Origin of the sequence: Mesorhizobium sp. M0808 (assembly GCF_040320025.1) — a bacterium.
Taxonomy (GTDB): Bacteria; Pseudomonadota; Alphaproteobacteria; order Rhizobiales; family Rhizobiaceae; genus Mesorhizobium.
Genome location: NZ_JAMYOX010000009.1, coordinates 93,005 through 117,815 on the forward strand (window position 1 = coordinate 93,005; position 24,811 = coordinate 117,815).

17 protein-coding genes and 1 pseudogene are annotated in these 24,811 nt (G+C 61.4%); 9 read left to right on the forward strand and 9 right to left on the reverse strand.

Annotated features, from left to right (window positions below):
• Positions 1–14: 14 nt before the first annotated feature.
• Positions 15–1,457: a glucosamine inositolphosphorylceramide transferase family protein gene (locus tag NKI25_RS14065; RefSeq protein WP_245274719.1), complete on the reverse strand. Its 1,443-nt coding sequence runs from the start codon at positions 1,455–1,457 to the stop codon at positions 15–17.
• 201 nt (positions 1,458–1,658) lie between these two features.
• On the opposite strand from NKI25_RS14065, the gene wecB reads away from it, so the two are divergent.
• The 3 genes from wecB to NKI25_RS14080 are packed head-to-tail and all read left to right on the forward strand — an operon-like array spanning position 1,659 to position 4,937.
• Positions 1,659–2,813 carry a non-hydrolyzing UDP-N-acetylglucosamine 2-epimerase gene (wecB, locus tag NKI25_RS14070; RefSeq protein WP_023677159.1) on the forward strand — a complete coding sequence of 385 codons (1,155 nt, stop codon included), beginning with the start codon at positions 1,659–1,661 and terminating at the stop codon, positions 2,811–2,813.
• The gene (gene wecC / locus NKI25_RS14075) at positions 2,806–4,137 is read left to right on the forward strand and encodes a UDP-N-acetyl-D-mannosamine dehydrogenase (RefSeq protein WP_023677160.1); all 1,332 of its coding nucleotides are present in this window, start codon (positions 2,806–2,808) and stop codon (positions 4,135–4,137) included. Before wecB ends, wecC begins: the two co-directional genes overlap by 8 nt.
• Entirely contained in the window at positions 4,134–4,937 is an 804-nt protein-coding gene (locus tag NKI25_RS14080) for a WecB/TagA/CpsF family glycosyltransferase (protein WP_352998603.1), read from the forward strand. Before wecC ends, NKI25_RS14080 begins: the two co-directional genes overlap by 4 nt.
• 44 nt (positions 4,938–4,981) lie before the next feature.
• On the opposite strand, the gene NKI25_RS14085 is transcribed toward NKI25_RS14080, so the two are convergent.
• The gene (locus NKI25_RS14085; RefSeq protein WP_352998604.1) at positions 4,982–6,421 is read right to left on the reverse strand and encodes a lipopolysaccharide biosynthesis protein; all 1,440 of its coding nucleotides are present in this window, start codon (positions 6,419–6,421) and stop codon (positions 4,982–4,984) included.
• Between the two features lie 169 nt (positions 6,422–6,590).
• On the opposite strand from NKI25_RS14085, the gene NKI25_RS14090 reads away from it, so the two are divergent.
• Positions 6,591–7,709 (forward strand): glycosyltransferase family 4 protein, encoded by a 1,119-nt coding sequence (locus NKI25_RS14090; protein WP_352998605.1) that lies wholly within the window; start codon positions 6,591–6,593, stop codon positions 7,707–7,709.
• Here NKI25_RS14090 and asnB read toward each other — a convergent pair.
• Positions 7,683–9,608 carry an asparagine synthase (glutamine-hydrolyzing) gene (gene asnB / locus NKI25_RS14095; RefSeq protein WP_352998606.1) on the reverse strand — a complete coding sequence of 642 codons (1,926 nt, stop codon included), beginning with the start codon at positions 9,606–9,608 and terminating at the stop codon, positions 7,683–7,685. The genes NKI25_RS14090 and asnB overlap by 27 nt on opposite strands.
• A gap of 168 nt (positions 9,609–9,776) precedes the next feature.
• Positions 9,777–11,018, reverse strand: coding sequence for a glycoside hydrolase family 5 protein (locus tag NKI25_RS14100; RefSeq protein ID WP_352998607.1), 1,242 nt, complete (start codon positions 11,016–11,018; stop codon positions 9,777–9,779).
• 116 nt (positions 11,019–11,134) lie between these two features.
• Between NKI25_RS14100 and NKI25_RS14105 the strand changes: the two genes are divergently transcribed.
• From NKI25_RS14105 to NKI25_RS14115, 3 genes are all read left to right on the forward strand, one after another.
• Positions 11,135–13,063 carry a heparinase II/III family protein gene (locus NKI25_RS14105; RefSeq protein ID WP_031211889.1) on the forward strand — a complete coding sequence of 643 codons (1,929 nt, stop codon included), beginning with the start codon at positions 11,135–11,137 and terminating at the stop codon, positions 13,061–13,063.
• Between the two features lie 223 nt (positions 13,064–13,286).
• Complete coding sequence (locus NKI25_RS14110; RefSeq protein WP_023677167.1) at positions 13,287–14,282, forward strand: sterol desaturase family protein; 996 nt, start codon at positions 13,287–13,289, stop codon at positions 14,280–14,282.
• Positions 14,279–15,448: a GNAT family N-acetyltransferase gene (locus NKI25_RS14115; protein WP_023677168.1), complete on the forward strand. Its 1,170-nt coding sequence runs from the start codon at positions 14,279–14,281 to the stop codon at positions 15,446–15,448. The genes NKI25_RS14110 and NKI25_RS14115 overlap by 4 nt, the downstream gene beginning before the upstream one ends.
• A gap of 219 nt (positions 15,449–15,667) precedes the next feature.
• Here the strand turns inward: NKI25_RS14115 and NKI25_RS14120 are convergent, their stop codons facing one another.
• The 5 genes and pseudogenes from NKI25_RS14120 to NKI25_RS14140 all read right to left on the reverse strand — a co-directional run bounded on the left by NKI25_RS14120 (position 15,668) and on the right by NKI25_RS14140 (position 21,006).
• Positions 15,668–15,979 (reverse strand): UBP-type zinc finger domain-containing protein, encoded by a 312-nt coding sequence (locus NKI25_RS14120; RefSeq protein WP_036238601.1) that lies wholly within the window; start codon positions 15,977–15,979, stop codon positions 15,668–15,670.
• Positions 15,976–17,667: an FAD-dependent oxidoreductase gene (locus NKI25_RS14125; protein WP_352635915.1), complete on the reverse strand. Its 1,692-nt coding sequence runs from the start codon at positions 17,665–17,667 to the stop codon at positions 15,976–15,978. The genes NKI25_RS14120 and NKI25_RS14125 overlap by 4 nt, the downstream gene beginning before the upstream one ends.
• A gap of 358 nt (positions 17,668–18,025) precedes the next feature.
• A complete protein-coding gene (locus NKI25_RS14130; RefSeq protein WP_352998608.1) occupies positions 18,026–18,952 on the reverse strand; it encodes an NADP-dependent oxidoreductase in 927 nt (308 codons plus the stop codon).
• Between the two features lie 113 nt (positions 18,953–19,065).
• Entirely contained in the window at positions 19,066–19,503 is a 438-nt protein-coding gene (locus NKI25_RS14135) for a CBS domain-containing protein (protein ID WP_031211895.1), read from the reverse strand.
• Positions 19,504–20,002: 499 nt separating this feature from the next.
• Positions 20,003–21,006: pseudogene (locus NKI25_RS14140) on the reverse strand (AraC family ligand binding domain-containing protein).
• Positions 21,007–21,077: 71 nt separating this feature from the next.
• On the opposite strand from NKI25_RS14140, the gene NKI25_RS14145 reads away from it, so the two are divergent.
• Together NKI25_RS14145 and NKI25_RS14150 are read left to right on the forward strand one after the other, a co-directional pair.
• A complete protein-coding gene (locus tag NKI25_RS14145; RefSeq protein WP_352449637.1) occupies positions 21,078–22,544 on the forward strand; it encodes an alpha-glucosidase/alpha-galactosidase in 1,467 nt (488 codons plus the stop codon).
• Between the two features lie 118 nt (positions 22,545–22,662).
• Positions 22,663–24,747, forward strand: coding sequence for an ABC transporter substrate-binding protein (locus NKI25_RS14150; RefSeq protein ID WP_352569049.1), 2,085 nt, complete (start codon positions 22,663–22,665; stop codon positions 24,745–24,747).
• The last annotated feature ends 64 nt before the right edge of the window (positions 24,748–24,811 follow it).

The window sequence follows — 24,811 nt, forward strand, 5'->3', positions numbered from 1 at the left end:
GACCTCGGATCCGGTCAGCCGGCGCTGTCCACGACCTCGACACCGCCCGCGCGATTGAGCGTGTGAATGCCGGACCGAGCCCATGCCGGCCCGGGATCGATTGAGCGGGGCAGTTCAAAACGGACGTCGAAATCATCAAGCCGATCCAGCCGCATCAATCCCAGGCCGCCGCCATAGGCTCTAGACCCGTTTTGCACCGGCAGCAGCAAAGCGTCGCCCTGGCGGATAAAGGCGCCGCCCGGCCGAGTGGCGGAGTGGTCGACTGCGACGGGATTGAGCGCGTGCGCAGCCCACGGCCCACGCAGCGCCGGGGCGGAATAGACGGCCATCGTGTCGGACGCGCTGCCGTGACCGAACCGCTCAGTCCCCAACAGCCAGAAGCGACCGTCGGATTCGAGCAGCGTGGCGTCGTTGAAATCCCTGTCCGTCATCAGCACCGTATCGCGTACCCAGCGATCCGGAAACTGCTCGGCACGGTAGAGCACCAGTTCTCGCGCCGTAGCGCTTTCAGGGATCATGAAAATCTCGCCGGAGTGAGCAAACACCTGCGGATATGACAGGTGATGCGCTTCCTCCAGCACCACTTTCGGCACGCCGAAAGTGCCGTCGGTGCCAAGTTCAGCGACAGAAATCACCCCGCGGCCGGTGGAGTAGGGAAACTCCTCGACAAACAGAAAATGACGGCCGTCGCGCTCGAGAACGAACGGATCGGCGTAGAAGCGCTGCCCGTCATCGGCAAGCACGGTGAACGGCTTACCATCCAGCTGTCCGGTTTCGGCGACGCCTGGACCGTCGATCAGCCGATAAGCAACCTGCCAATAGAAGGGGCGCCGACCACGTCGCAGTTTTTGCACGGCGCGGTCGACCAACCCCCTGCCGAAAAAGGGCAGATAGTGCCCGATAAATCCGCCTTTCTGCAGGGGCGGCGCCGGGCTCTCGGCAATCGGCGCAAGTTTGCCCGCGGAAAAGCGGGCGACACATTGGGCAATCAGGGAGATGGCGCCGGCGAGCAGGTCGTTGCTGGTTCGAGACAGCCACAACCGGTCGCTGATCATCGGCCGCGCTCTGGCGACGGCAACGCCGTCGAGCCGAGCGGTGAGTTCGGGCAGCCGCCCGCTCGCCAGCATCTCGGTCATGCCCGCGGCAAAGCTGCTTTGGCCGCAAAATTCGAGCGTCAGGACAGGCGTGCCCCGTCGTGCGGCGGTAGCGGTGAGATCGACCATAAGATCGACTGGGCCGGTGTCGCCGGACGGCAACGGCCGGGAACGGCTTGCCAGTGAGGGGCCGAAGCGCCGGCCCTCGAGCGCCAGCACGTTATCCATCGTGCGCGCATTGGGTTCAGGCGTCGGCGCGCGGCAACTCGAAACCGCATGTCCAGCTGCACTCAACCGCGCCAGAAGCTCATTTTCCCAGCGCCGGGATGTGTCGGCGTGGCCGATGATTAAAATATTAGTCAATCCAATATATTCTTTTTCAAGACTACTGTCATAGACTACTTGTCAGCCCAACCTTTCACAAGAGTTAAACCGGGAGAACGCGGCCTTGGTTGTTAATCATATATTAAGAATTGAGATCACGAAGGCGCTTTCCGGCGCTATTATGGCTCTTGCGGGCAATAGTCGGCATGTCCCGAAGGCTGCAGGCGACCAGGATCAGCGATGAACGTCCTTTCACGTCCAAAACTGCCATCCAGGCAGAAACTGCTGATCGTGTTCGGCACTAGGCCGGAGGCACTCAAATGCTTTCCAGTGGCGCGTGCCGCCCTTGCTCATCCAGGCTTCATCACCGAAATATGCATCACCGCCCAGCATCGTGAAATGGTCGACCAGGTTGTCGAGCTGACCGGCCTGCCGGTGCATCACGATCTCAACATCATGCAACCCGGCCAGTCGCTGTTCGACGTGACCTCGCGCGTGCTCCTGGGCATGGCCGAGGTGCTGGAAAAGTCGCAGCCCGATATCGTCATGGTACAGGGCGACACCACCACGGCAATGGCCGCGGCGCTGGCTGCCTTCTACAAGCGTGTCCCCGTCGCTCATGTCGAAGCAGGATTGCGCAGCCACAACATCAACTCGCCGTTTCCTGAAGAACTGAACCGCAAGATTGCCGGCGACATCGCTACCTGGCATTTTGCGCCGACCGTTCAAGCGCGCGACAATCTCATCGCCGAAGGAAAGGCCGAAAGCACCATCTTCGTGACCGGCAACACGGTGATCGACACGCTGTTGCATTTTTCAAGCGCGATCGATGCTGACAGGCTGATGAACGCGAAGCTCGCTGCCCGCTTCCCTTTCCTCGACCCTTCCAAGAAGATGATCCTCGTCACCGGTCATCGCCGCGAGAATTTCGACGGCGGCATCCAGCGCATCTGTACGGCATTGAAGGGATTGGCGGCGCGCGGAGATGTGCAGATCGTCTACCCTGTCCATCCAAACCCCAATGTGCGCTCAGTGGTCAACGCAGAGCTGGAAGGCGTGCCGAACATCCACCTGGTCGAGCCGCAGGACTATCTGCCGTTCCTGTACCTGCAGAAGCAGAGCTATCTGGTGCTTACCGATAGCGGTGGCGTGCAGGAAGAAGCGCCTTCACTCGGCAAGCCGGTGCTGGTAATGCGCGAAAATACCGAGCGACCCGAGGGGATCGTGGCCGGCACCGCCCGTCTTGTCGGCACCGACGTCGAGAAAATCCTGTTCAACGCCAATCGCCTGCTCGACGATCAGGCTGCCTATTGCGGCATGGCGGAACGACACAACCCATATGGCGATGGCCGGGCCAGTAACCGGATTGTTGAGGAACTGCTGCATCATGGCTGAAATCAAAACCGTTTCCGTAATCGGCATGGGCTATATCGGCCTGCCGACCTGCGCCATTTTCGCCAGCCGCGGGCTCAACGTCATTGGCGTCGATGTCAACCGAGCGGTGGTCGAGAAGGTCAACCGCGGCGAAATCCACATCGTCGAGCCGGACCTTGACGGTCTGATCCAGAAGGTCGTGGCGAACGGCAAGCTCATGGCCTACAGCACGCCGCAGCCGGCGGACGCCTATATCATCGCCGTGCCGACCCCGATGACCCACGATCATAAGCCGGACGTGACCTACGTGCTCGCGGCGGCACGAAGCATCGCCCCCGTGCTGAAGCGGGGAGACCTTGTGGTATTGGAATCGACATCGCCGGTTGGAACCACGCGTATCATGACCGGGCTGCTTGCCGAGTTGCGGCCTGATCTCAAATTTCCTGTCCAGCATGGCGAAGACGCCGATGTGCTGGTCGCCTATTCGCCCGAGCGTGTGCTGCCGGGAAAGGTGCTGACCGAGCTGATCAACAACGATCGCTCGATCGGCGGATTGTCCCGCAAATCGTCGGAGCGGACCGCGGCACTCTATTCGACCTTCGTCACCGGCGACCTGTTCATGACAACGGCCGAAAGTGCTGAGCTGGTGAAACTGACGGAGAACGCGTTCCGCGACGTCAACATCGCCTTTGCCAACGAGCTTGCCGCCGTGTGTCAGGATCTGTCGCTCAATGTATGGGAAGTGATCGATCTCGCCAATCGACACCCTCGCGTGAACATCCTCCAGCCGAGCCCGGGCGTTGGCGGTCACTGCATTGCGGTCGATCCATATTTTATCATCGACGCCGCACCCAACAGCACGCGGCTTATGGCTTCGGCACGCCGGATCAATTCCGAACGGCCCATGTCGGTGGTCAGGGATATTGAGGCCTTGCTCGACCCCTCCCGCAAACAGACGATCGCCTGTCTTGGCCTCAGCTTCAAAGCCAACATCGACGATTTGCGCGAGAGCCCGGCCGTCGAGGTGGTGAAACTTCTGTCCGATATCCCCAATGTGAAGATCATTGCGGCTGAACCCAACACAAATGCGCTGCCGCATGAGCTCGAGGGCAGGGGCATCGTGTTCACCGACGCACTTTCGGCCATCGACAAGTCCGATATCGTCGTCCTCCTGGTCGACCATCGGCAGTTCAATCTGGTCGACCCCGAAGCGCTCAAGGACAAGAAGCTCGTCGATACGAGGGGTCTGTGGACGTGGCGCAAGGCACGCAAGCCCGACGCCCGCATCGAAGGCAAGAAACCAGAGGTCGCACAAGTGACGCTTGCAAGGGAGCAGGCCGCATGAACGCGCACGCCCCGGCATGGGCGCAGCATTCCCTGTTGGCATCACGGCGCCGGGAGTTCCTTGGCGCACCGATCCATGCGCTGACCATGGCCGAGACACTGGCCATCGCCGACGAGGCGATGACCCTGGGGCGGCCGCTGCATCATGTGGTCGTGAACGTCGCCAAGCTGGTGACCATGCGCCAGAATGCCGAGCTGCGCGAGGACGTGGCTGGGGCGGACGTGGTCAATGTCGACGGCATCGGCGTGCTTTGGGGTGCACGTCTGTGCGGCGTCGCGCTGCCCGAGCGGGTGGCGGGCGTCGACATCATGATCAATCTGCTGAGCCTCTGCGCGAAGCGTGGATTCAGGCCGTATCTGCTGGGGGCCGAACAGCACGTTCTCGACGCGGTTGTAGTGAGACTTGCCAAGGACCATCCGAGCCTCGTCATAGCGGGAATGCGCAACGGCTATTTCAAGCCGGAGGACGAGGCCGGGATCGTCGCGGCGATCAACGCCTCGGGCGCCGACTGCCTGCTGGTGGCCATGCCGACACCGCGCAAGGAACGCTTTCTCAAACGCTACCGCGATGAACTCGCCTCAAGCTTCGTGATGGGCGTGGGCGGCAGTTTCGACGTCTATGGGGGCAAGGTTGCCCGCGCGCCGAAGCTGATACAAGTGGCCGGCCTGGAGTGGCTGTTCCGCGTCGTCCAGGAGCCGCGACGCTTGTGGCGCCGCTACTACGACACCAACACTGCCTATGCGGGACTGCTGTGCCGGGAGTTCTGGGAGCGTCGCTGGCGCCGAAACGCCGGTTTATAGATTCGCGTTCCCCCACAAAACAGGCGTTGACCCTGGACTTCGCTTTACGCGATCCGTAGCCGCGCTCGCAGCTGGGCGACGAATTGCGTCGCTGCCACAGGGTGGAACAACGAGGTCAGCCCGAAGAAAACCGCAGCACCGGCAGTGCCGCCGGCGACAAGCGAGAAGATCGCCGGCACGTCGCCGGCCACCATGCTGGCAAGCTTGGCGGCCACCCCCGTGCTGAGCGAGATGACCACCGAGACACCGATGTCGCGCGATGGCACCGGCACCGGTGTGAGCCGCTCGCTGATGATAATGCAGGTTATGGAGCCCACCACCGAGCCGCCCGCCAGCGCCAAAGCGGCGCCGATCTCCGCCATCGGTGGGATCAACAGCAGGGACAATGCGATTGTTGCCACCGAGCCGAAGAGATTGGCGATGATCAGCAGCCACGGCCGCTTGTGCGCGTGCACCACGACGCCATAGACGAAGCTCGTGAGGTTGGCACACAGCACGCTGAAGGCAATGATCGGAAACAGCAGGCCGAAGCGGCCGTGATATTGCGAGGGCAGCATGAGCTCGGTGATATCGCTGCTGAGCGCGACCAGCATCGCTGCAATCGGCAGGCAAAGCCGCATCATCAAGGCCATTAACTGCGACAGCAACCGACCCGATGCCGCGGGCCCATCCTCGTCGAACCGGCTAACCACCTCGGGAAAGGCGCCCATGTTGATGGCGTTGGCGACCATATCGATCGGTTGGCGGGCCAGCGCATAGGCTGCCGCGAAGATCGCCACGGCGCTGGCATCGTAATAGAACTTGAGGAACAGACGCTCCGCGCTGTTGAGCCCGAAGCCAACCAGCGCCATGATGATCAGCGGCACACCGAGCGCAAAGAAGTCCCTGTGGGTGAAGCGCGGCGGACCGGCAACGAGCCGTCGCGATGCCATGATGCCGGCCACGATGCCGGCAATCAAGGCGCCGAAGCTCGAGCCGAGCGATACCGTCAGAAAGCTATCCTGGAAGATAAGGATGGCGCCGATCGGCAGCGCCAGTTGCAGCAGGGCACGCAGGGCTTCTAGCATCGAATAGACCGAATGGCGCTGCTGCATCTGCAGCACCGTCAACGCGAAGCGGCTGATGGACCCGGCGACCAAATAGCCGCAGACTGCGATCGCGAACTCGACCCAGCGTTCAGGCACGATCACCGCCGACGCGCCTACCGATATGACCAGCGCCAGTGCCGTGGTGGCAAGCAACACCTGCCCGGCCAGCATCAGGCTGCCGCGGCTGATTTCGCCCTTGCCGCCAAGCCTGAGCAAGGCGATGCGCAGCCAGTTGGTGACGGCAATGTCGGTCATTTCCCCGACGGTCACCACCAGGGTGAGCAGGCCATACTCGGTCTGGTCGATCAAACGCGTCACGACGACCAGCAGGAGCAGCGCCGAAATTCGCGTCAGCAGGATCGCCGGAGCATAAATGAGCGTGGAACGGAGCAGCAAGGGCGTGTCCCTGGAAAACTCACCTTCGACTAGCCGCCGACTGGCGGAAAATCCAGCCCGATGACGCCGAAGGGTGAACAGATTCAGTTTGAACTAAAAGATTTGCCGTAAACCTTATCGGGAACGTTTGCTTTGCAGTTACCCGGTCTGTGTTATTTAGAGTACCATCATGTTGCAGCGCCTCATATCCGATCGAAAAATACATGTCCTGGTCGCGACGCCCTCGGGCGTTTCGGGGCAGGGCGGCATCGACCGCATCATGGGGGCGCTGAAGCAGGAGTTCGAACGGCAAGAAATCGCCGACATCGATGTGTGCTTCCTTGCCAGTCGTGGCCCGGGGCATGTCGGACTTTCGATCTTCTATATGCTCGGTTTTTGCTTACGGATGCTTAAAGCGTGTCTGGCTGGACGCGCCGATGTCATTCATATCAACATCTCAGTTTCCGGCAGCACCTACCGCAAGATGGTGATCGCCGCCTGCGCACGGCTGCTGTCGATACCCTATGTCCTGCATTTGCACGGGGCGCAGTATCAGACATTCTGGAAAGCCGACCGCGGTTTCATAAGCCGCCGTATCAAAGCTCTGTTCGAGCATGCCGATCGGGTGATCGTTTTGGGCAGGCTTTGGCGCGATTTCGTCGCCAGCCGGGCGCCGGGCGCAGCCGGCAATATCGTGATCGTGCCCAATGCGACCGAAGTCCCGTCGCTGGCGCATGTCGGCGGCGGCGACCATGTGCATATCCTGTTCCTGGGCCGCATCGGCGACCGCAAGGGCGTACCGCAATTGCTCGAGGCACTGCACCGCATGAGCCCTGTCAAGAATTGGCGCGCCACGATTGCCGGCGATGGCGAAGTCGAGGCGGCACGGGCAAAGTCAGCCGCGCTGCGGATTGCAGACCGGATCGCCTTTCCGGGTTGGGTGGGACCGGACGATGTCGCATCGCTGATTTCTTCGGCCGATATTCTGGTTCTTCCATCCTTCGCCGAAAATCTGCCGATGTCGGTGATCGAAGGCATGGCAGCCGGTTTGGCGGTGGTGGCGACCCCGGTTGGCGCCGTCGAAGACATAATCACCGACGGGCAATCCGGGCTGCTGGTGCCGCCAGGCGATGTTACAGCGTTGACCGAGGCGCTGAGCCGCCTCGTGGAGAACCCGGCACTGCGGGCAAAGCTTGGTGCCGGTGCCATGGCCGTGCATCGGGAACGGCTTGAGCTCGCCCCGTTTGTCGGCGCAATCTGCGATGTCTGGCGGTCGGCCGCGTCAAGCCGTCAACCGGTCAAGCGCTGAGGCCGACGATCGCGGCGGCGCGTCGAGCCTGAATTCGCGGTGGAATATCTCCAAATTCAACAGCGCCCATATCAGCTTTTCGTGGTCTGCAGCACGCGTGGTGTGTTCCGAGACGATTTGATCTAGCTGTTTCGGACTCAGATAGCTGCGAATGACGGAGTGAGGCGAGCAAAGATGGTCATGCACGTAGTTCCTCATAGATCCGCGAAACCATTCGGCGACCGGTACCTTGAACCCGACCTTGCGGCGGCGGAGAATTTCCTCCGGGAGGATATTGGCCATGCTGTCGCGCAGGATCTGCTTGCTGTGCAACCAACCCAGCCTGTGGCGATCGGGCAATTTGCTGACGAATGAAACCAGGTCTCGATCGAGGAACGGCATTCTTCCTTCGATTGAACCGGCCATCATCATGTGGTCGCCTCGTTCCAGGAGATTGTCAGGCAGCCACGATGTCTGATCGAAAAACAGCACGCGGCGAAGATGGGAAGCCGCAGCGCTTGACGAGAACGGAAAGTCGTTGCGCTCATAACGGCGATTTGCGGACGCGCCGATCAGGCAAGCGCTCTGCTGCGCCGAAACGGCTCCAAACCAGGAGACCATCCGGGCGGCAAAGTCCCTTTCGCCCGCGGTGCGGGCAAACGTATCGACCTTGGCCGACGCGCCCGGCATGGCGCGTACCAAAGGGGAAAGGACGTTATCGTGCAGCGAGGCTGGAACAAGCGACTGGTAGATCCCGGCCAGTGATTCCGCGCGATGCTTGGGATAGCCGCCGAGAATCTCGTCGGCTCCTTCTCCGGTGAGCACCATCTTGACGTCCTGGGCGGCGCGCTCCGACATCAGGTAAATTGGAATATCGCTGCTTTGCGAAACAGGTGCACCGCGTTGGCGAACCATCGCCGGCAGGTGATCCATCAGATCGCCTGGCTGGATGACAAGTTCGCAATGATCGGTCTTGAAATGATCGGCAACGCGCCGGGCGAATGCAAGTTCGCTATAGGCCGCGTCGTCGAACCCGACGGAAAACGTGCGAATGGGCGTAGCGCTGTGCCTGGCCATCAGCGCGACGATAGCCGAGGAGTCGAGTCCTCCGGAGAGAAAGGCCCCAAAAGGTGCATCGCTGCGCATCCTGATCTCGACGGAATGGTCGAGCAGTTCCAGAAATCGCTTCTTGGCGGTTTTTCCGTCGATCCGCTCGGTCAGGGCCGCCTGATCCGGAGGCGTATAGTAGCGCGTTTCCTTAACCACCCCTTGCGACCAGACAGCATAGCTTCCGGGATTGAGCTTGCGGATCTGTTTAAAAAGCGTGCGTGGTCCCGGCACATAACGCCAGTTCAGATACTTGTCCACCGCATCCAGATCGAGTTGCTGCGCATCTTGCTGCGCCGACAACAATGCGTTGATCTCCGAGGCAAACAGCAGCAATCTTTCGCTTTGCATGAGGTAAAGCGGCTTTTCCCCGAAGGGATCCCGGCCGAGGATCAATTCCTGCCTCTGAGCATCCCAGAGTGCAAAGGCAAACATGCCGCTCAGCCGGTCGAACATGGACAAGCGCCACTGATCGTAGGCTCGGAGCAGCACCTCGGTATCGGAGCGCGTTCGAAAATGATGGCCAAGGCCGATCAGTTCCTGGCGCAACTCGATGTAGTTATATATCTCTCCGTTGAAAATTATTTTGAGACGACCGTCCTCAATCTGCATCGGCTGATTTGACTCGGGCGCCAAGTCAATGATCGCCAGGCGGCGATGGACCAATGCCAATTGTTGCTCGCCGGTATTCAGGTCCAATATCTCGGTGCCTTCGGCATCGGGACCGCGATGCCGCAATGCGTTTGACATTCTGGCGGCCCGCTCTTGTGGATTTTTAGCCCTTCGACCGATCCATCCGGCAATTCCACACATCGTTCCCCCTAGGCGCGCGCATTCCTCACTTCAGTACAACAAATGTGTTAAACACTTCGTGCCAACACAACCCAACCGCGAGAAAAGCTGCCACAGGCCGTTCCTCGATCAGGCCCGGCGGTCAAGGTTCGCCGCCGGCTATTCACCGGTGAGGGGGAGTGACGGCACCTATGGCAGGCCCAATGCCTGCAGCATCTCCGGGTCGGGAACCGGGGGGCCATCGGGCGGGATGAGGCTCATCCCATAGGGATTGGAGAACTCCCAGACAGACCATGGGATCGCGAAGCGTTCGGCCTGTCGGCGCACTGCCTTGAGATAGCGCGAACGGTCGGCCTCAAAGGCGCCCATGCGGCCGTCCGCGGACATGAGGATAGCGCCGAATTCGCCCATGAAGAGCCGCCGGCTGGGAATGCCATGGCCTTCAGCCCAGTCGACAGCCTGGCGAAAGCTCGCCTCCAGTTGGCTCTGGCCCCAGTTCTGCTCGAAATAGTTCGCGATTGCTTGGCGCGCGGTGGCCATGTTCATGACCTGCTCGACCCTGCTCAAGCCGGCAGCTTCCATCCGCGCTCTAAGGGTTTCGGTCACCACTTCGGGTGTACTGCTGTCGGCCGGCCAGGGAAGTCCCGAAGCAAAGCTGATCGTGTCATCGGGCCGCTGGTGGGTGAAGCTGTGCGGCTCATACATATGGAAGCTGTAATAGAGGTTTGGGTCATCAAAGCTGGGGCTGAGGTTGACCAATCCGGCAATGCTGCCGCCGCAGGCGCCGGTTGCAACGATGGTAAGTTCGCTGCTGACCGCTCGAATGTCGTGGACGGTCCCTGCCATGATCCGCTGCCAGTGATCGCTGCCGCTCGCATCGCAAGGGTAGTATGCGGGCTCGTTGTAAGGTTCGAGGGCGACTTTGTCGGTGCCCATCTTGACCAGCATGGCGGCGACCGCCACAACCATTTGACGATAGCGGGCAACGCCCTCGCTGTCGGCGCCGCCATAGATCATCTCCATGCTGTAGTCGGGAACCTGAGTGACGCCATGCAGGTCGAAAACCACCTTGAGGCCGGTCGACGTGATCCGCTCAACGGCGGCGGCAAGTATGTCCAGCGCCTGCTGCCGCTTGGCGTCCCCGCTGGCAAGCAGCGGGCCGGGATCGACGCTCAGCCGGACGAAGTCGAAGCCCATCGATCGGATGTGGGCAAACACCTCCCCGGCCGGCCAGTCGGTGAGCGGCCTGCTTTCCGCAAGCCACTCCTTTTCGCTGCGATAGGGCGGCCAAACGTAGGTTCCGTCTTTCTCCACCGGCGACCAGTTGAGCCACTGATGCACGCCAACGCCGCGCTTGAGAGGGATGGGCTCTGCCGCGGCCGCCACAAGCAAGGCGAGCACCCAGGCAACAACATACACCGCTTTTCGCATCGCTCCCTCCGCATGCTCGCGGGAGATATTAACCGCAACGAACGGGAAAGAAGATTGCCGGCCCGCAGCTTTTCGACGGCATGGTATACAAGGACCGAAACGTTGACGGGGCGTGCATGAGAATCGGCTGGTACATCAACCGATTGCGCAGCATGGGACCGGCCGAGGTGTTGCACCGGCTGGGCGAGCAACGTCGAAGGATCGTGTCGCGCCGCCGCGATGATGGGTGGGAGCGCTATCCATCGCCGCAGTTGCACCCAGTGCTGCCCGGATTTCGCCATGCTGCGCTGGCAGCGACCGACGCTCAACGGCAGGCCATAGCGGCGGCCGCGCAAGAGATGCTTCATGGCCGGTTTTCGGCACTCGGGCGGACATGGCCAAAGCGTGAGCCCGATCTTTTGTTTCCTGCTGAGCTTTGGCGTCTTGATCCGGTAACCGGCAGGCTTTGGCCTGGCGCCGAGGCTCATACTTTCGATATCGATTTTCGCGATGGCGGCGACCTTGGCGATATAAAATATGTCTGGGAGGTCAACCGGCTGCAGCAATTGCCAGTACTGGCTGCACACCTGCTCCTCAGCGAGGACAATCGATCCCGGAGTGCCATTGAGGCGGCAATCGGCAGTTGGCATTCCGCCAATCCGCCGTTCCGAGGCATTGGCTGGGCTTCCGGCATCGAAGTAGCGCTGCGAGCCATCAGCCTGATCGTCACCCTGGACCTTATCGGTGACCGGCTTGACCCGGCGACGCTGCGGAAAGCTGGTGAGATACTCGCGGCAAGCGCCTATTGGCTGCCGCGGTTTCCGTCGCGATATTCCTCCGCCAACAACCATCTCGTCGCAGAGTTGGCTGGCGAATATCTGGTTTGCCTGGCGCTCGGGGCCGAATCCGAAATTGCCCGCAGCGCCCTCTTAAATGAGACGCACAAGCAGATTCTTGCCGACGGCGCCGGTGCCGAGCAAACGCCGACCTATGCAGCCTTCAGCGCCGAACTCATCTTGCTGTGCGCCGCCGCGGCACGCCAGGCGGGAACGCCGTTTCCCTCGGCCGTCGAAGCGCGTCTGGGCGCCTTCGCCAATTTCGTCGGCTGGCTGCCACAGAAAGCCGCCCGCTTCGGCGACGACGATGAGGGCCATGTGCTGAAGCTGGGCGACGAGCCGAACTATATCCGATCCGTCGCGGCCGCCATCCACGGCTTACTGGGGACGCCGGGCAACGCGCCGGAGCCTGACGATTTTCGTTCGCTTTTCTTTGGTGCGCCGTCAGGCCCGGCGCCCGCGGTGCATGGCTTGCAGACATTCACGCAAGGCGGGCTCTCCGTCTGGCGCGGAGCAATGAATGGCCGCAATGTCGAACTGACGTTCGACCATGGACCGCTCGGCTATCTCTCGATAGCGGCGCACGGCCATGCCGACGCGCTGTCGCTCACCCTGTGCATCGACGATGAGCCGGTGCTGGTCGATCCCGGCACCTGGCTCTACGGTTCGGGAGGCGCATGGCGCGACTGGTTCCGCTCCACACCGGCGCACAACACGCTCAACATCGAGGGCGAGAGCCAAAGCACCATCGCTGGAAATTTCAACTGGTCGCACAAGGCAGTCGCAGCGCTGGTGGAGAGCGAGCCGGGACCGCACTGGAGGCTGAGCGCCCGGCATGACGGCTATAGAAGCCGCTTCGGCGTCGTGCATCAGCGCACTTTGGCGCGCCAGGCCGATGGCATCCTCATCACCGACCAACTGCTCGGCGGCAGGCGCCAGTCCGAGATCGTCTTCCAACTGGCCGCCGGCCTCCATGCCGACCGGCACGAAGATACGGTCACGGTATTGCGCGGCGACGAGGTACTGTTGGCCATCCGCTTTCCTGATGCTGCGCTCGATATCGGCGCGGGCGGTGACATGCCGGGCCAAGGCGGTTGGGTTTCACTGCGTTTTGGCACTAGGCAGCAAGCCGAACGCCTCGCCTGGCACGGTGAAGTGGGCGAAGCCGGGATCGATATCCATCTTGCCCCAATTCACCCGCCGCAACAGCAAAAACCGGTGCCAACGTAGAGTTGCCGGGCGAGTTCCAGCCGTATTCGACATTAATTACGTTTGGACATTTAGCGGTTTCGTTACCGTTGATCTGCTAGTCTCGCACCATCCAGCCTGCTTTGCCCGCTGCGCCCGCAACAGCCACTGGTTGCAGGCGGCGTAGCGAGTTTGGCGGGAATTTTGTGCTTTGCTATTCGCCAGATCGCCTTCTTACGACTTACGACCAGGAGCCGCTGCATCAATGTTTTCCGAATTTGCCAGAGCGATTGTGGAAAAGCTTTCGAACGTCAATCTGACCACGCTCGGCCTGCTTCTCCTCACCGCACTGGGCAGCGCGGTGATCGCCTACTGGCGAACTGCCGAACATAAGTCCCTCAGGGACTTTTTCGACTTCGCCTTCCCACAGGAAGTCATCCTGCACCCGTCGGCGCGAGCCGACGCCCTGTTCTGGATCACGAAACGGGCGATGATGCCTTTCCTGCTTATTCCTGCCGGCGTCACCTTCGTCGTCGCGGTGGGCTATGGCACACGTGAGGCAATTGGCTGGCTCCTTAACATCCACGCGCCGCTTCTCGGCGGCCCGGCGGGACCGGTGACGATCGTCATCTTCACCGCAACCATGCTGGTCGCCTATGATATTTCATACTACCTCTACCACGTCGCCCAGCACCGTTTCCCGTTCCTGTGGGAATTGCACAAGGTACATCATTCGGCCGAAGTGATGGTGGGGATCACCAAGGACCGGGTTCATCCGCTGGACGATCTGATGAACCGTATGTGGGATGGCGTCATCCCGGGCATCTGCTTCGGTGTCTGGAGCCTGATCGCACTCGATCCGGTAGAGGTCGCTATCTTCGGCATCAACGTCTACGTCATCCGCAACATCCTGATGATGGACTTTGTTCGCCATACGCATCTCAAGATATCGTTCGGCCCGTTGAACAACATCATCCTGTGTCCGCACTGGCACCAGGTGCATCACAGCATCGACCCGCGTCACTACGATAAGAATTTCGGCCTGCTTTTTTCGTTCTGGGATCGTCTGTTCGGAACGCAATTTGTCCCGGAGCCGGATGAAGACCTGAAATTTGGCCTGGTCGATCGCGATGTGCGCGATTACCAGTCGCTCTTTGGGCTCTACATCCTGCCGCTCAAGAAGATGGCAAGGCATGTCATGCGACTGTTTCACAGACGGCCCAATGTGGTCGCGCAGCCACAGGACAGTTCTCCTTCATGAACACCGCTGTTTCCATCGACGTCCTAGGCGCGGAGCGCCTGGAAATCGTCCGTTCGGCGGATCGCCTGGCTGCGGTCGAAGCCGCTTGGATGGAGCTTTGGCATCGTACCGACGGGCTGATCTTTCAAAGCCATGCCTGGATTTCGGCATGGTGGAGTACCGTACAACGCCGTGACCAGCGCGCGTTGCGGATCGGCCTGGTCTGGAAGGGCGAGAGACTCGTTGCTGTCGTTCCGCTGGCGATCGGCAGGCGCAGAGGGCTGCGGTTTCTCGAATGGGCGGCCGGCAGCTATACCGACTATGGGGATATTCTCGTTGCTCCGGAATGCTCGTTATCGGCGCTGCAGGAGCTATGGACGCAACTCTGCGATGCAGGTGGCTTCGATCTTGCCTTGATCAGTCGTCTCTCGCCGGATGCGGCGGCCCGCAAAATTTTCACGCCGGGAGCTTCCGGCGGCATCAGGCTTCGTCACTTTCACCGAACGGAAGTCAGCTATCGCGTTGCCGGACAATGGGAAAGCGGAGCGGCATGGTTGGCGGACCAGTCGAAAAAGACGCGCCAGAACTATCGGCGCGGCATCAAGGCGCTGGAAGAAACCGGAGAGGTGAGATTTCGCCTGCTTGCGCCCGACGAGCCGCTGCAACCGGTACTGGAGCGCCTCGCGGCCTTGAAGCGGAAATGGCTGACCGAGCGCATGCGTGAATCAGACCTCTTCGAAGAGGGCGTGCCGGTACTCGCCGCGCTCGTCGATGCGTTGGCGCGCGCCGGCGTGCTGCATATCTTCGTCCTCGAATGCAATGGCGTGATGGTCGCGGTGTCGATCAACTTCGTCCAGCACGACGTGATGATGGCCTTCGTGACGACGTTCGATCCGGATTTCGGCCGGGCGTCGCCGGGTGTGATCCTGTTGATGGATTACGTGCAGTGGTCGATCGATCACGGCTTGAGCATGGTCGATTTCCTCTGTGGCGCAGAGTCGTTCAAACACAAATTCTCAACGCAGGCGGTTACGCTGGAATCCGTCATCGGGACGCGCACGGCACAGGGCGCGCTTGCATTTCTTGCCGATCGTGTCCTCCAGACCGTCAGGCATATGCGCGAGCGGTCATCGGCACCACCAGAGGGACGCGATACGCCCGCTCAAGCCGAAGCAGCCTTGGACTAAAGCGCGTCGCGTTCGATCGGCCTCATGCGACGCGCTTTAGATTCTTGTTTTATACATGTCGTTATCGCAAAACCGCTGCACTTTTGCGCGACATGCTTTAGAATGGTTCATCGTTTCACGGAAACGCCGAACAGCTCCATCTTTTGTTTTGACGCAATTCCGGATGAAAACCGTTCACACTTTTCCTGGAATTGCTGTAGCGGCCCGCTCGCAAAAAGCTCAAATGAAGCGCGGTATCGGACCGTTTTGCGGCGTGGTGCGGTCGCCGAGGTCGAGGAAGATTTCGTCGATGTAGCACCATCCCCAACCTTCCGGCGGATCGTAGCCTTCGATGACAGGATGGCCGGTTGCCCGAAAATGCTTGGTGGCATGACGGTTGGGCGAGTCGTCGCAGCAGCCGACATGGCCGCATGTGCGGCAGAGCCGCAGATGCACCCACTGCGAACCGCTCTTCAGGCATTCCTCGCAGCCGAGCGCGCTCGGTGTCACGTCGCGAATGTCCCCGGCGTGCCTGCATTCGTCTGCCATCATACGCTCCTGACCAGTTGTGGCGCCACGGCGAGACTGCCGTTTCGCGCGAGATATGCATGCAGCGCTGCAACCACCTGGGCGCCTTCGCCGACGGCAGCGGCGACGCGCTTGATCGAGCCGGAGCGCACGTCGCCGATGGCGAACACCCCGCCGCGGTTCGTCTCCAGTGCACCACGTTCCTGGCCAATGTCAGGCCCGGTGCGAACGAAGCCCTTCGCGTCCAACGCCACGCCGCATTGCGCCAGCCAGTCGGTGTTCGGATCGGCGCCGATGAACAGGAAGAGGTGGCGGATCGGACGTGCTGTCTCGGTGTCGCGGTTGCGCCAGCGCACTTTGCCAAGATTGCCGTCGTCGCCTTCCAGTGCCGCAATCTGCGTCTCAGCCAGCACTTCGATGTTCGGCTGTGCCCTGACGCGCTCCACCAGATAGCGCGACATGCTCGCATCGAGGCTGCTGCCGCGCGCCAGCAGCCATACCTTCTTCACATGCGCCGCCAGGTAGACGGCAGCCTGACCAGCCGAATTGCCGGCGCCGACAAGGGCTACCTCTTGCCCGGCGCAAAGCCGCGCTTCGATCGGCGAAGCCCAGTAATGCACGGAGGTTCCCTCGAATTGCGCCAGGTTTGCCATGTCGAGGCGGCGATAGCGCGCTCCGCTGGCGATCACCACCGACCGTGCCCGCACGGTCTCCCCGCCGCCGACGGCGAGCGTGTAGTGGGCACCGGACGTGTCGCTTGCGCTGCCCAGCAGCTTCGCCTCGTCCGGTATCACCATCTCGACGCCGAATTTCTGCGCCTGGTTGTAAGCGCGCGCCATCAGCGCCATTCCCGAAATGCCGGTCGGAAAACCGAGGTAGTTCTCGATGCGCGAGGAGGCACCCGCCTGTCCGCCGAAGGCACGGCAATCGAGCACGATCGTCGACAACCCTTCGGAAGCCGCGTAGACGGCCGCCGCGAGGCCGGCCGGTCCGGCGCCGACAATGGCCACGTCGTACAGCTTGCCGGCGTCGATCGGCCTCACCAGGCCGATGCAGCGGGCAAGCTCGTTCTCTCCGGGATTGAGCAGCAGCTTGCCGTTCGGACAGAGCACGATCGGCAAATGGTGGATATCGACATGGAAGCGTTCGATCAGGGTCCTGGCGCAGGGATCGGCAGCCGAATCGAGAACGCGATGCGGCTGACCGCTGCGAGCCAGAAAACCTTGCAGCCTCAAAACGTCGCCGCTGTCGACCGGTCCGACAATGATCGGGCCGGCTGTGCCGCTCTCGAGCAGGCCGACACGGCGCAGGATCAGCGCCCGCATGATGCGCTCGCCGAGGTTTGCTTCCTGCACCATCAGGTCCCTCAGCTTTTGCGAGGGGATGACGAGCGCCTCGACCGGCTCGACCGCCTCCACATCCACCAGTGAGGGTCGGGCTGAAAGCTGCGCCAACTCGCCGACGAAATTGCCTGCACCGTGCGTGACGATTGTTTCGCGCCGGCCGAAGCTGCCGCCCTGGATGATATCCACCTTGCCGGACAGGACCACGATCAGACCGGGCGCCAGCTCGCCGGCTTTGACGATCTGTTCGCCTGCAGCATAGGACACAGCTTCGCCGAAACGGCCCATGCGGTCCAGGTCCGCCTCAGCCAGCACTGGAAACATCTGATCGCGACGGGCAATGGAGATCGGATTGGCGGGTTGAGACATGGTTCGAACCTATCGCCGGTTTCCGACAGTTTGAAGCGGTTTTTGCGGCTTGCGGCCGGTAGGAACTAGCCCGCCTGTCGGCAAACGCTGTGTCCTGCGCTTCGCAGTTAACTGACGGCGGCGGTGCGAAGGTGTCGTCGCGACGTGCCTCACAATCCGTTGCATCTCCTTGATTTGTTTGATTTGCGCATCCCGGCAAACCCGGCGCATGCTGCTTCAGCCGGCACCTGCCTAAGCCGGCCAGGCCCGGCGGGCCGTCCTGTGTCAAACTCTCGGCCGCCGGGCTTCTGGACAGCAGAAAACGGCCTGTGTCCGAGCACTCCGCAAACTGGCCTGCGGCCTGTTGTTCGGCGAGTGCTCAGGCAGCTACCTGAAGCACAATCTTGCCGCGCGTATGCTGCTTCTCGAGCTGTTCCTCGGCCCTGGCGACTTCCTCAAGAGGATAGATTGCCTGCACGAATGGCCTGACCTTCCCGGCGTCGATGAGGCGGCTGATCTCGGCAAGCTGCGCCGCGTTCGGCTTGGTCAAATAGGAAACGCCGCGAGCCCGATGCAGGCGGGCCTTCTCCGCCGACGGTTCGGAAAGCGTTGAGACGAGCGTCCCGCCGGGCTTGAGCACGTCCCACGAGCGGTCCTGTGTTTCACCCGCTACCAGGTCGAAAACGAGGTCGACGTTCTCGACAAGCTCCTCGAAGCGCTGGTTCTTGTAATCGACCGCCTGGTCGGCGCCAAGCGCGCGGACGAAATCGAAATCCTGCGCGGAAACGGTCGTCGCGACAAACGCGCCCGCGGCCTTTGCGAACTGCACCGCCAGATGACCGACGCCGCCGGCGCCGCCATGGATAAGGACCCGCTGCCCGGATTTGAGGCCGCCGTGATCGAAAAGGCCTTGCCACGCGGTAAGGCCCGCAAGTGGCACGGCGGCGGCTTCGGCGTGGCTTAAGCGTTGCGGTTTCGCTGCCGCCTCCGTTGCCTTGACGACGACATATTCGGCGTTGCCGCCGCGGTCGTTGCCGAGCATGGCATATAGTGGATCGCCCTTCTTCAGCATATGGGCCCGCGTGCCGCACAGTTCCACCACGCCGGATACGTCGCGGCCGAGCGTGACGGGCAGATCCGCGCCCGAAGAGCCCTCGCGAACCTTGTAGTCGACGGGATTGACGCTTGCCGCGTAGACCTTGAGCGTGACCTCGTCGTCATGCGGCTGAGGCAACGGAACCGCGTCCAGCGAAAGAACCTCCGGTCCACCAAAATCGTGGATACGGACGGCCTTCATCGTAATCATGGCTTGCTCCTCGTCGGGTTGCAGTCCAGTTCGCTCTGAACAGTTTCGCCGGCAGGCCGGCGTCTATCCAGCCGGCGGTTCGATCGTAGCAAAGGCCGGCCGGTGGTGCGCCGTCAGTGTATCGTTTGCGAGTGCTCGCCGCCGGGTTGCGAGATGCCGCTCAGCGCTTCACCTGCTGTCGCCGTTTCGCTGTTGGTGGCGAGGTCGCCCAGCGAAACGATGCCGACCAGTCGCTTGTCGCGGTTCAGCACCGGCAAGCGGCGCACTTTCAGGTCAGCCATGTTACGCAGAACATCCTCCGCGTCTTCGTCTTCGAAGCAATACCTGACCTCGGTGCTCATCACTTCCCGTACCTTGGCGTCAGGTGTCTTGCCTTGGGCGACGCCGCGGATTGCGATGTCGCGATCCGTTACCATGCCGACAAGCCGATCGTTCTCGCCCACCGGCATTGCGCCGGCGTCGAGGCGACCCATCATTTCTGCCGCATCGCGCAGGGTTTGCTGCGGACTGGCGATCTCGACGTCCTTTGTCATGCAGTTGCTAACTTTCATTTTAACCTCCGTTGGTTGCAGGACCCGCCGCGGGTTTCCATGATGGAAGGGTGAATGAGCGCCAGCGCAAAACGTTCCATGGCAAGACCCGTTTCGAGCGCTTCGCCGAAATCACCCTTGCCATCCTCCACCCGACCGCCCTTCAGGCGGTCGGCCCGGGAAAGGTCGGTTCCGAAGGAATTTCGGAAGGCGTGCCGGGAGGAACTCCGATCGGCTCCTGGTCCGGCGTCGGAATTGGATCCGGCGAGGGCGGGGGTACGCCTGGAGGTTCTCCCGGCGGAGTCTCCGGCGGGGCAGGCGGCCGGGCCGGCTCCGGATTGGGATTGTCCGGCAGTGGATTCGGGTTATTCGGATCGGGATTGTTCATCGATCACTCCCCTGACAACTGTGACCTGATCTCCGCCAAGAGCGGGTTGCCGCAGCGGCGAGCAGGCTCTCTTGTCCTAAACCAAGGGGAAGCAAAAGCGTTCCCGCTTCCGACGCCACGCGCGGTGCCAATCTATCGGGCGGTTCCCAGGCTGGCATACATTCCGTTGGTGCGGAATTGCGTCGGGTTGATGCCGTAGAGGCGGCGGAAGACCTTCGAAAAGTAATTGGCATCCTCAAAGCCGCACATGATGGCGACTTCCTTGACCGGCAGGAAATCGGTCTTCGTCAGCAACTTCGCCGCGCGCTGCAGTCGCTGCTGCAGCACAAATTCGGCGGGCGGAAGTCCCTCGCTCTCGGCGAAGCAGCGCGAGAAATGCGCGCGGCTCAGGCCGCTGATCTCAGCGAGATCGGCAACGCGGAGCGGCCTGTCGAGATTGGCCCTGATGTGATCGATGACCGGCTGCATGGCGCTCTTGTCGTCGGTGACGGCATGCGAGCCGAAGACATCGTCGTAGAGCGCCATGGCTGCTTCATAGGCGACGGCCGAGGCGGCTCCCGGCGAGACCGCGCCCGTGATCAGGCGCACACTGCAATCAGCCAGATGATCGATCGTCGAGGGCTGCAGCCGCAGCACCGGACCGACGGCGGCAAGGATCGACTTGTGGATGCGCAGTGCCTCCTCGCCGTTCATCGATATCCAGAAGAACTCCCAGCGTTCGCCCTTGGCCAGCCAGTAACGGTGGTTGTGCGGCACGAGAACCAGCAAAGTGTCGCCCTTTTGCAGGCGGTAGTTCCGGTTCTCGTAGCGCAATCGGCCGGTGCCGCTGATCGTATGCTGGAGCACGGTAAACGGCGTCAGGCCGCGCTTGCGCCCATCCCAGTCGTAGACCTCGTTCTCGCGCACTTCATAGCCGGTGCTTGTCGGCATGGTGTGTAGGCGCTGGCGCCCGCGCGGCAGCGATACCGTCCTGCCCGCCGGCCCGATGTCGATCAAGTTCCGCAGCACAAAATTACCCCTAAAAGCATAATCCTTCTCTGGTCGCGTGCCGAATAAGGCGCATAATCCCTCGAGAAAAGCAAAAGAAACCGCGGTCAAAGAGCGGATGGGAGGAAGTGCCGGATTCCAGCCTGCATAGCGTGGCAGGCGGGCCAGGCCTCTTTTCTCCGCCTTTGCCCTAGCATTCGATCAGGTCGAGGTGAGGCTGATGAGTTTCAAGATCGCTATCATCGGTGCGGGAAGCGTCGGGTTCACCAAGAAGCTCTTCACCGACATTTTGTGCGTTCCTGAATTCAGGGATGTCGAATTCGCATTGACCGATCTCAGCGAGCGCAACCTCCAGATGATCAAGTCGATCCTCGACAGGGTCGTCGAATTCAACAGGCTGCCGACCAAGGTTACGGCAACGACAGACCGCCGTGCTGCCCTCGAGGGCGCCCGCTACATTATCAGCTGCGTTCGCGTCGGCGGTCTCGAAGCCTATGCGGACGATATCCGCATTCCCTTGAAGTATGGCATCGACCAGTGCGTCGGCGACACGATCTGCGCCGGCGGCATCCTCTATGGCCAGCGCAACATTCCGGTAATCCTCGATTTCTGCAAGGATATCCTCGAAGTCGCCGAGCCTGGGGCGAAATTCCTGAACTACGCCAATCCGATGGCTATGAACACCTGGGCGGCGATCGAATATGGCAGGGTCGATACCGTCGGCCTCTGCCACGGCGTCCAGCATGGCGCCGACCAGATCGCCGAAGTGCTCGGCGCCAAGTCGCGCACCGAGCTCGACTACGTCTGCTCCGGCATCAATCACCAGACCTGGTTCATCGACCTGCGTCTCAACGGCCGCAAGATCGGTAAGGACGAGCTGGTTGCCGCCTTCGAGGCGCATCCGGTCTATTCGCAGCAGGAAAAGCTGCGCATCGATGTCCTGAAGCGCTTCGGCGTCTATTCGACCGAAAGCAACGGCCATCTTTCCGAATACCTGCCCTGGTATCGCAAGCGGCCGGACGAAATCACCCGCTGGATCGACATGTCCGACTGGATCCACGGCGAGACCGGCGGCTACCTTCGTTATTCGACCGAAACACGCAACTGGTTCGAAACGGAGTTCCCGCAATTTCTGGAATCCGCCGCCAGGCCGATAGACCCCGCCAAGCGCTCCAACGAGCATGCCAGCCACATTCTCGAGGCGCTGGAGACGAACCGCGTTTATCGCGGCCATTTCAACGTCAAGAACAACGGCATCATCACCAACCTGCCGCAGGACGCGATCGTCGAGTCGCCCGGCTTCGTCGACCGCTTCGGTATCAACATGGCCTCCGGCATCACGCTGCCGGAGGCCTGCGCCGCCACTTGCATTTCCTCCATCAACGTCCAGCGCATGTCGGTTCATGCGGCGATCTCCGGCGATATCGACCTGCTGAAGCTCGCGGTCCTGCACGACCCGCTGGTCGGCGCGGTTTCGACGCCGGAAGAGGTTTGGCAAATGGTGGACGAAATGGTCGTCGCCCAGGCTCGCTGGCTGCCGCAATATGCCGATGCGGTGCCGGCCGCGAAGGAACGGCTTTCGAAATCCAGGATCAAGACCCGCGAATGGGCCGGTGCGGCAAGGCGCGACGTCCGTTCGATCGAGGAATTGCGTGCGGAAAAAACGGCTCTCAAGCAGGCCGTGTGAATTTCACCGGGTGGATCGCGGCGAGCTTTCGGGAGAATTTTCCGCACCCGTCTGTACATTCGTTCGAGGAGAAATGGAGCGCGTCAACGCGCTCCTGAACAAACAGGGAGGAGAGACGATGAGGAATTTTCGAAACATTGGCATTCTCGCCGGGCTGGCGCTTAGCGTCTCGGCCTCGGCGCTGAACGCGTATGCATCCGAGCCGACCGTGCCGCCGGTGCCCGCGCAATTCCCCGCCGAGGGAAAGATCAAATACGTCGCGCGCGACTCCATCCTGGAATTCAAGGCACTGCCGGAATATCACGAACCGGATTGGGTCACCGAGAAATACGTCAAGGCGGGCAAGCTGCCGCCGGTCAAGGACCGTTTGCCTAAGGAGCCGCTGGTCTTCAAGACCGGCAACATGCCGGATGGCATCGGCGTTTACGGCGATACGATGCGCCATGTCATCGGCGGCCGGCCGGAAGGCTGGAATTATGGCGCCGGCCAGACGCAAGGCTGGGGCGGCATCGACATCGGCCTTTCCGAATGCCTGACGCGCACCGCGCCGCTTTTCCAGGTCGAGGCCAAGGACACGGAGCCGCTGCCGAACCTCGCCAGGAGTTGGGACTGGTCCAAGGACGGCCACACGCTGACGATGCATCTGGTCGAGGGCGCGAAATGGTCGGACGGCGTTCCATTCAACGCCGACGATGTGATGTTCTATTGGGACGACGAGGTGATCGACCCCAATGTGTCGCCGCTGAACGGCGCGACGCAGGAGACCTTCGGCGTCGGCACGACGTTGAAGAAAATCGACGACTACACCGTCGAGTGGACGTTCAAGGACGCCTTTCCGAAACAATACCTTTACGCCATGGCTTACGGCACCTTCTGTCCGGGCCCGTCGCATATCCTCAAGCCGCAGCATCCGAAATATTCGAAGAACACCTACGAGCAGTTCAAGAACGCGTTCCCGCCGGAATATATGAACATGCCGGTGATGGGTGCCTGGGTGCCGGTGGCATACCGCCCCGACGACATCATCGTCATGCGTCGCAATCCGTACTATTGGAAGGTCGACGAGAAGGGCAACCAACTGCCGTATCTCAATGAACTGCACTACAAATTGTCGACCTGGGCCGACCGCGACGTTCAGGCCGTCGCGGGAGCCGGCGACTTCTCCAATCTGGAGCAGCCGGAGAACTTCGTTGCCTCGCTGAAGCGCGCGGCGCAAAAGGACGCACCGGCACGGCTTGCGTTCGGCGCGCGGCTGATCGGCTATAATCTGCGCATGAATTTCTCAGCCAATGGCTGGGGCAACCCCGACGAGCGCGGACAGGCGATACGCGAGCTGAACCGCAACGAGGATTTCCGCAAGGGCGTCACCATGGCGCTGAACCGCAAGGCGCTCGGCGACTCGCTGGTCAAGGGTCCGTTCACTGCCATCTATCCGGGCGGCTTATCCTCGGGCACGAGCTTCTACGACCGGAAGTCGACGGTCTACTACCCCTTCGATCTCGAAGGCGCCAAGGCGGAACTCGCCAAGGCAGGCCTGAAAGACACGGACGGCGACGGCTTCGTCAATTTTCCTGCAGGTACCGCCGGCGGCAAGAATGTCGAGATCGTGATGCTCGTCAACAACGACTACACTACCGACAAGAGCCTTGCCGAAGGTGTAGTCGCCCAGATGGAAAAGCTAGGGCTTCGGATCGTGCTCAACGGACTCAACGGCACCCAGCGCGATGCCTCGCAATACTCCGGCCGCTTCGACTGGCTGGTACGGCGCAACGATCAGGAGCTGACTTCCGTCGTCCAGAATACCGATCAACTGGCCCCGGTCGGTCCACGAACCAGTTGGGACCATCGTGCGCCGGAAAACGGCGAGGTCGATATGATGCCTTTCGAGAAGGACCTCGTCGACATCGTCAACAAATTTGTCTCGTCCGCGGACAATGACGAGCGCGCCAGCCTGATGAGAGAGTTCCAGAAGATCTCGACCGAGCACGTCTACAATGTCGGCCTGACGGAATATCCCGGCGCGCTGATCATCAACAAACGCTTCTCCAACATCCCGCAGGGCACGCCGATCTTCATGTTCAACTGGGCCGAGGATTCGATTGTCCGCGAGCGGGTCTTTGTCGCTGCCGACAAGCAGGCCAAATACGAGCTGTTCCCCGAAGAGCTTCCCGGCAAGCCCGGAGACAAGGGCCCGATGAACTAGGTTTACCTCCCCTGACTGAGAACTCCGGCCGCGCCAGTTGGCGCGGCCGGACAAAGCAAACCTC